Origin of the sequence: Paenibacillus sp. 3LSP (assembly GCF_032465655.1) — a bacterium.
Lineage (GTDB): Bacteria > Bacillota > Bacilli > Paenibacillales > Paenibacillaceae > Fontibacillus > Fontibacillus barengoltzii.
Map to the genome: position 1 here is coordinate 1 of NZ_JAWDJI010000228.1, position 12,516 is coordinate 12,516.

The window sequence follows — 12,516 nt, forward strand, 5'->3', positions numbered from 1 at the left end:
GTACCCGTCACATAGGATGCCGCTTCGGACACCAGGAAGGTGATGACCTTCGCCGCCTCCTCCGCTTGGCCAATTCGGCCCAGCGGGATGCCATGGCGCGGATCGGTTGCAAACTGCTCCCAGGTCAGCTCCGGTGCAGCTTGACGCCATTTCCGTTCGATCTGGTCGCTGCGGACAAGCCCAATGCATACCGCGTTCACGCGGATCTTGTCAGCTGCCAAATCCTTGCTCATCGCCTTCGTTAAGGCCAGACCAGCAGCTCGGCTGACCGATGTTGGCAACGAGGAAGCGCCCGGAGTTTTACCGCCAATCGCCGTGACGTTCAAAATCGCCCCGCCCCCTGCTTTACGCAGATGGGGCAGTGCGGCCCGGGCGAAATTCACCGCGCCCAGCAGCTTCAGATCCAAATCCGCCCCCCAAGCTTCGGCCTCCACCTTCTCAAACGGAGCCGCCGCTGAGGTACCTGCATTGTTGACGAGAATATCAAGTCCGCCAAAATGCTGGGCTGCCTGCTCGACGACCCGGCGGGCATCATCACCCGAAGTGGCGTCAGCGACAAGGACAAGCGGCTCCGTCCCCGTCTTCTCACGGATCGCCTTAGCCGCTTCCTGCAACGGCCCTGCGTTCCGCGCCACGATAGCGACCTGGGTACCTTCCGCAGCCAACGTGATGGCGGTTGCCAGCCCAATCCCTTTGCTGCCGCCGGTAATAATGGCCCGTTTTCCTCTCAATCCAAGATCCAAGTGAATCCCTCCTCGACAACATTTTTTATGATGGATGAAGGTGATGATTCGAAATTATGATAAATCTTTGGCCTTCAGGTACTCCGCTTTATAGGCAGCGGCTTTCTGGGCAATCAAGGAGAAATCTCCCCGCTTCACCGCTTCGTTCGTCAAATCCGAGCCGATTCCCACAGCGACCGCACCCGCTTGGATCCATTCGCCGAGGTTCGCCAGCGAAACCCCGCCGGTTGGCATAATATTCGCCTGCGGCAACGGTCCTTTGATCGCCTTGATCATAGACGGATCGTACAAGTTGCCCGGGAACAGCTTCACGATGTCCGCCCCCAGCTCCAATGCCTCCTGGATTTCCTTGATCGTCATACATCCAGGCATCACCGGGATGCGGTACCGGTTACACAGCGTCACCGTGTCACGGTTCAAAGATGGCCCGACAACGAACTGAGCGCCGCTTAAGATCGCAGCCCGCGCCGTTTCAGGATCCAGCACCGTACCTACGCCGATAATCGCGTATCGTGATTCGTCCTGGGTGTCCCAGCTGTATTTTCGCGCCAATTCCTCAATCGCCCGCAAAGCAAACGGAACCGTCATCGTCACTTCGATGACTTTAATACCGCCGGCAATGGCCTGCTCGGCCATTTGCACGACTTCCTCCGGGGTTTCTCCGCGAAGGACGGCGACAACGCCTTCCTGTACGATTTTTTGCACAAGCTGCAGCTTCTTCATTCCTTAACCCTCTTTCCCATCAACATTGTTCTTTATACCTTACATCGAATAAGAATACGACTCCAAATTCACACGCTCGCCGTTTATCCACCGATCCCCTGGAAGCCCGGGACCTTTGACGCTTAACGTAAGCTGGATTCCTTCGGCATAGGTGGTATAGGAGGCATCTATCCTGCCCGTGCGAACATCTGCTGTAAAGCGTGGGGCATGGGACTTCATCGTTAATATGAAATCATCCAGGCTCTTAATTCCCCGCTCGCCTGCTTCCGGAAGGCCTATCGCCTCCACCACAATGCCCACGCAGCAGCCTTCCACCTCGACCTGGAGATAGCCGCTCCGCTCTCTCACCTGATAATCTCCCGACACATATACAGCAAAAAACGTCTCTTCAACCTTTCCGAATATACCATTCGCGGTAAATCGCCATTCTCCTTCCGGAAGCACGCCATTAACCTGCCCGGGTACCTTCTCTGGCAGCGAGTAGACCGCCATTACGACATTATGATGATACAGGACTTCCGTCCATTCGCTCTGATGGCGCGGGTCGTTACCGCTGGGATCATATCCTTTGCCGGGATGGAAAAAGTACAGCTGATTGCCCTTCTCGCCGCGGACCGGCAAGCTGTACAGCCATCTCAGCTGCTCATTGTCGAATTCTTCGACTCTCTCCCACAGTCCGCCTACCGCGAAGTGATCGGTCAGGTAGGCATAAGAATGGAGCCGCTGCTTAACGCCGCCGATCTCCTTGAGGAAGGCTGCCATGGTTTCGGCAGGCTTGTCACGCGCCAACGCTCGCACGCAAGCTGATGGAGGAGCCTCATAGAATAGAAGCCCGGCATACTCGGTGCGCGGCATCGCTTCCGGCAGCTCGAAATCGCCGAACTGCACATAGTCGTGCAGCACGTTGGCGTCCCGCGGTGCATCATGCGGCCAACCACGGGCATGGGCGCCAACCCATGCTCCCTTGAAATAATAAGTAGCCCGAATCGTCCATAGATGGTCTAACATCTCAGCCAGCTCGGCCTTTACCTCCGCATCCTCCATCAGCACCCAAGCGCAGGTGTACGCCTGAATCCAGTGCCAAAACCACGGCAACGCGCCGTATTCCGCCATCCCCTCAAGGCGCAAACGAGCCAACGTTTGCCGTAAACATTCCCTGCCGTCGGCAAACAACGCCGCATCTCCATATCGCTGCCCCAAGATCAGCTTCGCAGCCGTGTACTTTGCTTCATGGTGGTTATATTCCCGCAAAGGCTGGCGATAGAAGTCGCTTCGATAGACATGCGACAGCGCGTCCTCGAAGCGGGCTGCCAATTCCGGGCTTAGCTCTACCCCATACCGGTGCATAAAATACACCATCAAACTGCCCATGAGCTCGACCGGGAGTACATGCGGCTTAGCCTGCTCCGGTGTTGGATCCAGTCCCAGCGGCCAGTGTCCGTACGTCGGGCTGGACGCCGCCTGATCCTGGAGTTGAAGCACGCGCAGCAACACCCGCTCAGCGAGCCGCTTACCTTCCGTCCGATCAAATGGCAGCGTTTCGTCCGGATCTACGGCAGCGGCAAATAAATAGGAGGCGTAATAATAGTTGTCCCGGATATCACCATGAAACCACAGCCCGCTTTCCCGAAGCGGTTGCCGCCAAGCGGTCGTTGCGACTTTTCGAACGATTGTCTTCATTCGAGCTTGATACAGATTCATCTAACGTACCCCTTCCCCCACATCCTACCATGGTTTCCATCGTGGCTAAAGCCGATGAATCCACGATTTCCTACGGTAAACATCTGAAATTCGCATCTTCATTCGAAATGGTGCAATAGGGTGCGACCTCTTGCCAAATGAACCTAAATGGATTAATCTGAACCTATATGAACATTATACACCAAAATGAACGTGAAAAGGAGAGATTTTACATGGAACGTCGTTACGCTTCGCATCCCCAAGAGGTCAAGCAATTTGATACCGACCGTCTGCGCAAGGAATTCCACATTCCCACCTTGTTTACGCCGGATCGATTAGAGCTGGTGTTGACACACGAAGACCGGCTGATTATCGGAGGCGCGAATCCGGTACAGCAGGATGTCAAACTGGAGACGGATCTCAAAGAGCTGGGCGTCTCCTACTTCCTCGAACGTCGTGAGCTTGGTGCCATTAATGTAGGCGGACCAGGATCGATTATTGTCGACGGAACGGAATACGAGCTGAACAACAAGGATTGCTTGTACGTCGGCAAGGGCTCGCGTGAAGTGATTTTCCGCAGCAAGGATGCTTCGAAGCCAGCGAAGTTCTATTTGAATTCGGCACCGGCGCATAAAGAGTTCCCTACAGCAAAAACAACGCTGGCTGAAGCGGAATCCGGAGCGCTGGGCTCGATCGAAAACTCCAATGAGCGCACGATCCACCGGTTTATCCACGAGAACGGCATTCAAAGCTCCCAACTCGTGATGGGGATGACCCAACTCAAGACCGGCAACATGTGGAACACGATGCCTGCCCATGTTCACCCTCGCCGGATGGAGGCTTATATGTATTTTGATCTGGCAGAAGACGCTGTGGTCTTCCACCTGATGGGTGAGCCGAACGAAACTCGTCATCTCGTTGTGCGTAACGAGCAAGCGGTCATCTCGCCAAGTTGGTCGATTCACAGCGGGGTAGGAACCAGCAATTATACGTTCATTTGGGGGATGGCCGGCGACAACAAAGCTTATGCCGATATGGACGCCGTTCCGATGAAAGACTTGAGATAAGAAAGAGTGAAAGCTTGCATGAATCCGATTCGACGTTATGAAAAAATTATGGAGGTTCTGCTGACACAAAAGGAAGTCACGGTAGCGCAACTAAGCGAAAGCTTGGGCGTGACCGGCAAGACGATCCGGGAGGATCTCGCCAAGCTGGAGGAACAAGGGCTCCTGGTTCGTGTACATGGCGGAGCCGTGCTCGCCCAAAGCGATCAGTATGGGATTCTGCCGTCCAAAGAGCCGCTGACCAAGCATGCGGATGAGAAGAAGGACATCGCCCTCCTCGCCCTCCATCATATCCAAGAAGGCGATATCATCGCACTGGACGGGGGGAGCACTACGCTGGAAATCGCCCGGCGGCTGGAGAATCGTCCGCTTACCGTCATCACCAACGACGTATATATCATCAGCGAGCTGGCGGCCAAAGACCAGATTCGTCTGGTCGTACCCGGAGGCTACCGCGTCCGCAACATGCTGGCCGGACCCGAATCGGCGGCGTACGTGCGTCAGTTGAATATCCAGAAAGCCTTTATCTCGGCTACCGGCATTCATCCGGAACACGGACTGTCGATTTACACCGGGGATTTGATTGACTTCAAGCGGGCGTTGATCGAAACATCTCGCGAGGCGATCGCCGTCTTAAATCATCAAAAGTTCGGGCAGACGGCGCTACGCACCTTCGCCTCGTTGAGCGAAATCTCGCGGATCCTTACCGATCGGGGACTGCCCGCCGAGTCCGCGCTGCCGTATGAACGTGCCGGCGTAACGATCGAATACGCAACGAAATAAACGAAAGCGGATTGATGGGAGGAACGTAAACTTATGCATCATCTTTTTGACTTAACGGGCAAAACTGCCCTGGTCACCGGGGCTTCCGGCGGACTAGGCCAGGGGATTGCAGTCGGACTAGCCGAAGCGGGGGCCAACGTCGTTTGCGTCTCGCGCACCAGCAGTGCGGAAACGGTCAGCCAAATTACAGCCTTAGGCCGGAATGCGACGGAAGTCGTGGTTGACCTCAGCGAGCATGACAAGCTGCAGCATACCTTTGACGAAGCAATCAAATTAACGGGTGCGGTCGACATTCTGGTAAACAACGCCGGGATCATCCGCCGGACGCCAGCGAAAGATCATAGTGAACAGGATTGGATCGACGTCATCCAGCTGAACCTGAACACCGTGTTCTTGCTCTCGCAGATCGCTGGACGCCATATGATTGAACGCGGCAGCGGCAAAATCATTAACATCTGCTCGATGCTCTCCTACCAAGGCGGGATCAACGTGCCCGGCTATACAGCCAGCAAGCATGGGGTTGCCGGCTTAACGAAAGCATTTGCCAACGAATGGGCTGCCTATGGGGTCCAGGTCAACGGCATCGCCCCCGGCTACATGGTCACGGACAATACCGCGCAAATTCGCGCCGACGAGAACCGGAAAGCTTCGATCACCGATCGGATTCCAGCCGGACGCTGGGGAACGCCGGAGGATCTTAAAGGGCCTGCCGTCTTCCTCGCCTCTGCCGCCTCAGACTATATGAACGGCCACATCCTTTGCGTCGATGGAGGATGGATGGCGCGGTAATATCTAGAAAATTCGCCTGCCATATTGGCAGGCTTTTTCTATGAATCGGGATTTCGTAATCTTGCTTTTCCTTTCGCTTCCCATGGCATCGTCATCTTGACCAAGGTATACTAAGGCTGGGGGTGAAGCCATGACCAGCCATACCGGGTCTCCGACATACCAAACTGCTAACGAGGCGCAGTGGCAAGCGATTCTCGCCAATGATGCGTCGCAGGACGGCCATTTCTTCTACGCGGTGGTAACTACTCGCATCTTCTGTCGACCGTCCTGCAAATCAAGGCCGCCTAAGCGGGAGAATGTTCTCGTCTTTGCGACTGCAGAGCAAGCACGAGCGGCCCATTTCCGCCCCTGCAAGCGCTGCAAGCCGGAAGGACTGCGGTTGCCGGATCAAGAGTGGGTCGAACAGATCGCGGATTACATCGACCGCCACTATCCAAACAAGCTCACCCTGGAAATGCTGGCTGAAGAATGCCATGGCAGCCCGTATCATTTGCAACGAACCTTCAAACGAGTCATGAAGATGACACCAACGGAATACCTGGTGCGGCGGCGAATCGATGAGGCGAAGCGCGCTTTGGTTGATGCTGAATCACCGCGGACCGTTGCTGAGATCGCCCGAGAAGTCGGGATTGGCAGCGCTGCTTATTTGATCACCCTATTCAAGAAAATGACCGGCATTACGCCGAATGAATACCGCAAAATGCAAACGGAGGTGTAAGCGCCATGACAACCGTTACAGCCGTTCAAACCTCACCGTTATACTGGTCACGGCTTCAGGAACCCGCATGGAGCCTTTATCTCGCTGCTACCGAACAAGGGCTGGCGTTTGTGGGCTCGTCCGGCGGCTCTTTAGAGGAGTTGACCGCCTGGGCGAACCGTCGTTTTCCCGGATGTCTCTTTACGCAAGATGATCGCCGACTGGCTCCCTATGCCGACGAACTGGCCGCCTATTTACGCGGCGAACTGCAGCGTTTTACCCTCCCTTACGACCTGCACGGAACCCCGTTCCAACAGGACGTCTGGCAGGCGTTATGCGCCATTCCGTTCGGGCAGACCCGCTCCTATTCCGACATTGCGGAGTCGATCGGCAAGCCCGCTGCCGTTCGTGCAGTGGGAGCCGCGATTGGCGCAAATCCGCTGCTGATCACGGTTCCATGCCACCGCGTGATCGGCAAGAACGGGGCGCTTACCGGCTACCGCGGGGGTCTGGAGATGAAGATGCGACTGCTGGAGCTGGAACAGGCCGCATTTGTTGGAGGCAGCCGGTGAATCCCAACGACCATCCGCGGGTAGCTGCCGCCTATACAACGCCCAAAACGTTGTTAAACAAAGGGACCGGATTTCTCTCCCACTACTCCCATTCGCTGAACCCTTATGCCGGATGTGCCTTCGGTTGCTCCTATTGCTATGTACGTCAGCTGCCGGTGGCCTTATTTCGCAAGCGGGAATGGGGATCGTGGGTGGACATCAAGCATCACGCGGCTGAGCTTCTCCGCAAAGAACTGCGCAAAGCCAAAGCTAAAGGGCCGGTTACGATCTTTATGTCCTCCAGCACCGATCCTTACCAACCTGTAGAAGCGAAGGAGCAAATCACCCGATCGTTGCTCGAGGTGATGGTAAGCGAACCCCCCGACTTTCTGCTGGTACAAACCCGTAGTCCCCTCGTCACTCGGGATATCGATCTGCTGCTGCAGCTCAAGCATCGGGTGCGCGTCAGCTTAACGATTGAGACGGACCGGGAGGACATTCGCCGGGCGTTTACGCCATATGCTCCGCCGATTGCCGCGCGTCTGCGCGCCGGACAGCAGCTGGCTGAGGCTGGAGTGCCGGTTCAAGCCACCCTTGCTCCAGTGCTTCCCAGCACCGAGCAATTCCCGTCCAAGCTGCGTCTATGGGCCGATCGCGTGTGCCTGGACGACTATTTTATGGGAGATGGAAGTGGAGGCACCCGCACCGCCAAGCTGGGCATTCACTCGATCTATGAACAGCTGGGCCTCGCATCGTGGTATTCACCGGACGCCTACCAAATCGTACATGAGCGTCTGCTGCAGGTTTTTCCCAAACATCAAGTGTTTCTTAGTCAGGAGGGGTTCGCCCCCTAATGACAGCAAAACCGCCGGAGACAAAGCTCCTGCGGTTTTCTATTACCGTATAAATGATCACGTTAACATTAAGGCCCAAACGACACCGTTCACAGTAAAGAAATGAGCTCTCTACCGCTCCACATGCCCTTTGCCGGACAAGAGACGTTCAATCTCCGCCGCGCTCGGCAACCCTTCCCAATCGCCTACGGCCTGAATGACCTGAGCGCCAACCAGATTCCCGAGACGAACGGCTTCTACCATGCTGTACCCGCGTACGACTCCAGCCAGAAATCCGGCGCAAAATCCGTCGCCCGCTCCTACCGTATCAATCACCTGTTCCACCTTAAAATACGGCACCGCGTTCAGCTGCCCTTGCTCCAGCACATAGGTACAATCATCCCCGCCTTTGATAATACTGATCGCGGGCAACTCCTGCAGCTTGCCGATCATCGTATCCATCGAATCGGTCTCGTACAACAGCTTTAACTCATCCAGCCCGGGCAGGAAATAATCCGCTTTCATCGCCAACGGCAGTAATACCTTCCGTGCGTCCTCAATGCTCCACAGCTTTAATCGCAAATTCGGATCGAAGCTCACCTTCACCCCATGCCGCTTGGCGATATCCATCGCCGCATGGGCCGTTTCCACGCAAGAAGCGCTAAGTGCCGGCGTAATGCCGGTCAGATGCAGAACCTTGGCTCCGGCAATGTACGATTCGTCCAGATGCTCCGGGCGCATGAAGCTGGCCGCCGATAACTTGCGGTAGTAATAGACCGAGCTTTTGCCTGCCACATTTTCCCGTACCATCATGCCCGTCGGGGCTTCGTCCGTCAACATCGCACGGGACACGTCAACGCCTTCGCCGCGGATGGCCTTCAGAATACGCCGGCCAAACGGATCGTCCCCCAAGCGGCCGCACCATCCGGAGGTTTGGCCCAGTCGGGCTAATCCGATCGCTACGTTGGACTCCGCCCCCCCAAAGGATGGCGAGAGAGCGCTTGCATATTCGAGCCCTTTGCCCCCCTCCGCGATCAATAAAGCCATGCTTTCGCCAAAGGTGACCACTTCGGGGCTTCCCAGGTTCGGGCGAGTTTCACTTAACTGCTGCATGTTCAGATCCACACCTTCTTTTGGAGTCAATTTTATTACCATTATCTCATGTCCGGGATCGGAAAACTATCAAAAAAAAGCCAATCCATCGATACGGGTTCCCCCGGATGAATTGACTTGGTCCCTGCCAAGCTGCATCTTATGTTCTGGTGTCTTATTAACCCCCTACTCCATTTTCGTACACTGTAATAGGGCCGTTGTGACTGATGCTGCCGAATACTCCAGAACCTAAACTAATCAACAAAGCGAACGCCACTGCCCACTTCCGCAACCTTCAACACCTCCCTCATCAAAGATTCGTACTGCTGGAGTTGCACTTGTGTCGCGAAGCTTCGATGTTGCTCGAATAGCGGAACCATTTTTATGAAAAATTCCTTGTTATTCAGAGAAACCGCGTATTGGAGCGCGTAAATCAACTTCTCCAAACCTTCCTCAATCTCCTGTTTGCGCAGCAGATAAATCGCCAGCTGATAGTTAAGGTCCAAGAAGCGGTCTTTATTTATAGCGGAAACATAGTGATTGGGATAAAGGCTATATAAATCCGTATTCATCGGAAACTCTTTTAATACGTCGTCAATTAGAAAACCGTTGATGTTCGCGGCTTCGACAATGATCCTCAGGCTCGGCAGTACTTCATACGGATGCTCTCTGAGCATCTGGATATATTCCGGAAGAATCGCTTGGTTCCCATTTAAAATCTCCAGATTGTAGCGGTTCGCTCTGGCCCAGACTTTAAATTTCTCCACTTCTTTGAAGCCCGTTTCGTCCAAGCCCTCAAACCAGCTTAAATCCGCGTATTCAGCAACACACTGCAGCGCTTCCTCATACCTGCCCAGATGCTCCAATGCCGCGCCCTTCAGCAGATATCCTTGGCCATAGTAAACCACCAGGTGACGCTCACAACGCAGCTCCCGACCCCATTGAGCAGAGGAGGCCTTCCAGCTCGTTTCATAGATTCGGCGGGCCAGCGTTTGCAGCTCCTCGGCAAATCTCACGACATACATCCATTTTTGCAATGCGTAATAGGTGTTCCCTAATTGCAGCAGCCCATCGAGCTGAAGATCCTCAGGAAGTCGGTTGCGATAGGGCTCGAACCAGGTGGCAGTCCGCAGGTTGGATTCCGCGTCATCCCCCAGATTCATCCGGAACAGGCGGTATTGGCTGATTGCCAGTCGTTCTGAGTGCTGGTACTTCTCGTTTTCGCAGACGGAATGGTAGAAAAGCTTTGCAGCATCGCGGTATCCTTCTTCGTAAAGCTCCTCCCCCAGATCAAAAATCATCGGAAGATACGATAAGTCCTCGGTTAAGCGAGATAACACTTGATCAATGCAAGCCAATTCGCCGATCTCCGCGCAGCGATGCAGAAACGCTTTTAACCTTCGACGGTTGGGATGGTCTGAATCGATACATTCCTCCACATACAAGGGATAATACGACCCGATCGGCTGTTCCAGCGCTTGGGTGATCAGGTCCAACTGACCGATAGAGATCGGTTTAGGGGGATTTCCGTTCAAGATGGCGCTGAGCGTTCCCCGGTTAATTCCCGAACGGCGAGAGAAGCTGTGCAAGGAATAGCCCTTCCTTTCCAGCTGATCGCTGATCACGGAACGAATCGTGGGTTCTTTCATGGAATCTCCCTCCTTTGCGATCTCCTTATATTTTTACACATTATACGGAACTCCGAACAAGCGGTCAATTCAAAGAGAAGAGCCTCCCGTGATCGGGAAGCTCCCACTGTCGATGCTAGACTTCCAAGATGGAAGGCATAATATGCGGCGTCCGGCCCACTTCTTTGGCAAAATACCGCCGAAGTTGCTGCTGCGTCGCGCGCAGCCAGGCGTTATGATCGTAAGGCTCCTTCTCGCCAAGGCGGTTCAGGTTCCGCTTCAACAGCGCCTCCGCCCGCCGCAGCAACGGTCTGGCATCTTGCATATAAACGAAACCGCGCGAGACGATGTCTGGTCCAGCCAAAATTTGCCGTGTCTTACGGTCGACTGTCATGACGACGATGACAATCCCTTCCTGAGCCAGCTCCATCCGTTCGAGCAACAGGGTGTCTTCATGGGTAGGACGCATTTCCCCGTTACTGATGAGCACTTGTCCTGAAGGAATCGTGCGCCCGCGTTTGGCTCGGTTCCGGTACACCGACAACGTATCCCCGATGTTCATGATGAAGATGCGATCCTCAGGAATTCCCGTTTGCAGCGCCAAATCGCGATGGCTGAGCAGCATCCGGTACTCGCCATGGATCGGAATGAAATATTTAGGCCGAATAAAGCTGAGCATCAGCTTCAGATCCTCTCGGCAGCCGTGCCCGGACGTATGGATATCGAAGATCGAGCCGTAAATGACGTTGGCACCTGCGCGAAGCAGCAGGTCGATGCTGCGGTTAATATTTTGCGCATTGCCAGGAATCGGCGAGGATGAGTAAATTACCGTGTCTCCCGGATAAACCTGGACATTCCGATGCGCACCCGAGGCAATTCGGCTGAGCGCCGCGTTAGGTTCACCTTGGCTGCCGGTGCAGACAATAAGGATCTGCTCCTCCGGGTAACGGTCGATGTGCTTCACATCGATCAGCATCCCTTCCGGAACGCGGATATAGCCCAAATCCTGACCGATGGCGAATACTTTTTCCATACTGCGGCCGATAACTGCAATTTTGCGGTTGACGATCGTGGCCGCTTCTACCACCTGTTGAAGCCGATGCACGTTCGAGGCGAAGGTGGCGAACAAGATCCGCCCCCGGCAGCCGCGGAATGACTCTAGGATAGCGTCACCAACCCGGCGCTCCGAAGGGGTAAAGCCTTCTTTCTCACTGTTGGTGCTGTCAGCAAGCAATGCCAACACGCCTTCTCCCCCGACGCTGGCCATCTTAAACAGATCTGCCGGACGGTCCTCCGGGGTGAAGTCGAATTTGAAATCACCGGTATGAACGATAGATCCGTAAGGAGTATCCACGACAATGCCAAAGGCATCGGGAATGCTGTGCGTCGTCCGGAAAAAATGCACGGCCAGATGCTTAAAAGCATACCGATCATTTTCGTGGAACACATGCAGCTCTGCTTGCCCAAGCAACCGATGCTCCTCCAATTTGGCTTTCACTAAGCCAATTGTTAACGGACCGCCGTAAATCGGCAGCTGCAGTTGGCGCAACACATACGGGATCGCTCCGATATGATCCTCATGACCGTGAGTCAGGAAAAGCCCTTTCATTTTATGCTTGTTCTCAATCAGATAACTGATGTCCGGAATAATGCAATCAATGCCCGTCAAACGGGAATCCGGGAACTTAAGCCCCGCGTCAATTAAAATAATTTCGTCTCTGAACTCGATGCCATACATATTTTTTCCGATTTCCCCGATCCCGCCGAGGGAAAAGATCCGAACAGGTGGAGGTGACGGCTTCGAACGCCGGTTTGTCTTAACTGGTTTAGTTGCTGCTACATTCATTAGGTCGATAATCCTCTCTGAAGAGTTCGTTCAATGGGTTCATAAGAATTATACTGAATTATGAGCACAATAACTATTTAATTTTTA

General features: G+C 54.4%; 12 protein-coding genes. 6 read left to right on the forward strand and 6 right to left on the reverse strand.

Translation table 11 applies throughout. The annotated features are described in order from the left end of the window. From RW092_RS19605 to RW092_RS19615, 3 genes are all read right to left on the reverse strand, one after another. Window positions 1–743: SDR family NAD(P)-dependent oxidoreductase (locus tag RW092_RS19605; protein ID WP_316011039.1), on the reverse strand; the 743-nt coding region annotated here is incomplete at its 3' end. Between the two features lie 54 nt (window positions 744–797). Then, window positions 798–1,466: a bifunctional 2-keto-4-hydroxyglutarate aldolase/2-keto-3-deoxy-6-phosphogluconate aldolase gene (locus tag RW092_RS19610; protein ID WP_016311393.1), complete on the reverse strand. Its 669-nt coding sequence runs from the start codon at window positions 1,464–1,466 to the stop codon at window positions 798–800. Window positions 1,467–1,505: 39 nt separating this feature from the next. Beyond that, on the reverse strand, window positions 1,506–3,146 hold the full coding sequence (locus RW092_RS19615) for a hypothetical protein (protein ID WP_316011040.1): 1,641 nt from the start codon (window positions 3,144–3,146) through the stop codon (window positions 1,506–1,508). Window positions 3,147–3,379: 233 nt separating this feature from the next. On the opposite strand from RW092_RS19615, the gene kduI reads away from it, so the two are divergent. The 6 genes from kduI (at window position 3,380) to RW092_RS19645 (ending at window position 7,884) form a co-directional block, all read left to right on the forward strand. Beyond that, complete coding sequence (gene kduI, locus RW092_RS19620; protein ID WP_028537446.1) at window positions 3,380–4,213, forward strand: 5-dehydro-4-deoxy-D-glucuronate isomerase; 834 nt, start codon at window positions 3,380–3,382, stop codon at window positions 4,211–4,213. An 18-nt stretch (window positions 4,214–4,231) separates the two neighbouring features. Next, complete coding sequence (locus RW092_RS19625) at window positions 4,232–4,993, forward strand: DeoR/GlpR family DNA-binding transcription regulator (RefSeq protein WP_016311390.1); 762 nt, start codon at window positions 4,232–4,234, stop codon at window positions 4,991–4,993. 33 nt (window positions 4,994–5,026) lie between these two features. After that, complete coding sequence (gene kduD / locus RW092_RS19630) at window positions 5,027–5,782, forward strand: 2-dehydro-3-deoxy-D-gluconate 5-dehydrogenase KduD (RefSeq protein ID WP_316011041.1); 756 nt, start codon at window positions 5,027–5,029, stop codon at window positions 5,780–5,782. 130 nt (window positions 5,783–5,912) lie between these two features. Then, entirely contained in the window at window positions 5,913–6,500 is a 588-nt protein-coding gene (locus tag RW092_RS19635) for a bifunctional transcriptional activator/DNA repair enzyme AdaA (RefSeq protein WP_316011042.1), read from the forward strand. Between the two features lie 5 nt (window positions 6,501–6,505). Continuing rightward, window positions 6,506–7,051 carry a methylated-DNA--[protein]-cysteine S-methyltransferase gene (locus RW092_RS19640; protein WP_316011043.1) on the forward strand — a complete coding sequence of 182 codons (546 nt, stop codon included), beginning with the start codon at window positions 6,506–6,508 and terminating at the stop codon, window positions 7,049–7,051. After that, on the forward strand, window positions 7,048–7,884 hold the full coding sequence (locus RW092_RS19645; protein WP_051416780.1) for an SPL family radical SAM protein: 837 nt from the start codon (window positions 7,048–7,050) through the stop codon (window positions 7,882–7,884). The genes RW092_RS19640 and RW092_RS19645 overlap by 4 nt, the downstream gene beginning before the upstream one ends. A gap of 111 nt (window positions 7,885–7,995) precedes the next feature. Here the strand turns inward: RW092_RS19645 and RW092_RS19650 are convergent, their stop codons facing one another. The 3 genes from RW092_RS19650 to rnjA form a co-directional block, all read right to left on the reverse strand. Beyond that, window positions 7,996–8,976, reverse strand: coding sequence for a sugar kinase (locus RW092_RS19650; protein ID WP_036624304.1), 981 nt, complete (start codon window positions 8,974–8,976; stop codon window positions 7,996–7,998). A gap of 233 nt (window positions 8,977–9,209) precedes the next feature. After that, the gene (locus RW092_RS19655) at window positions 9,210–10,604 is read right to left on the reverse strand and encodes a helix-turn-helix domain-containing protein (RefSeq protein ID WP_316011044.1); all 1,395 of its coding nucleotides are present in this window, start codon (window positions 10,602–10,604) and stop codon (window positions 9,210–9,212) included. Between the two features lie 115 nt (window positions 10,605–10,719). Then, window positions 10,720–12,429 carry a ribonuclease J1 gene (gene rnjA, locus RW092_RS19660; RefSeq protein WP_016311383.1) on the reverse strand — a complete coding sequence of 570 codons (1,710 nt, stop codon included), beginning with the start codon at window positions 12,427–12,429 and terminating at the stop codon, window positions 10,720–10,722. Between the last annotated feature and the right edge of the window lie 87 nt (window positions 12,430–12,516).

Coding starts and splice junctions, on each gene's coding strand:
- RW092_RS19610 (WP_016311393.1), bottom strand. CDS start 1,466: ATGAAGAAGCTGCAGCTTGTGCAAAAAATCGTACAGGAAGGCGTTGTC.
- RW092_RS19615 (WP_316011040.1), bottom strand. CDS start 3,146: ATGAAGACAATCGTTCGAAAAGTCGCAACGACCGCTTGGCGGCAACCG.
- kduI (WP_028537446.1), top strand. CDS start 3,380: ATGGAACGTCGTTACGCTTCGCATCCCCAAGAGGTCAAGCAATTTGAT.
- RW092_RS19625 (WP_016311390.1), top strand. CDS start 4,232: ATGAATCCGATTCGACGTTATGAAAAAATTATGGAGGTTCTGCTGACA.
- kduD (WP_316011041.1), top strand. CDS start 5,027: ATGCATCATCTTTTTGACTTAACGGGCAAAACTGCCCTGGTCACCGGG.
- RW092_RS19635 (WP_316011042.1), top strand. CDS start 5,913: ATGACCAGCCATACCGGGTCTCCGACATACCAAACTGCTAACGAGGCG.
- RW092_RS19640 (WP_316011043.1), top strand. CDS start 6,506: ATGACAACCGTTACAGCCGTTCAAACCTCACCGTTATACTGGTCACGG.
- RW092_RS19650 (WP_036624304.1), bottom strand. CDS start 8,976: ATGCAGCAGTTAAGTGAAACTCGCCCGAACCTGGGAAGCCCCGAAGTG.
- RW092_RS19655 (WP_316011044.1), bottom strand. CDS start 10,604: ATGAAAGAACCCACGATTCGTTCCGTGATCAGCGATCAGCTGGAAAGG.
- rnjA (WP_016311383.1), bottom strand. CDS start 12,429: ATGAATGTAGCAGCAACTAAACCAGTTAAGACAAACCGGCGTTCGAAG.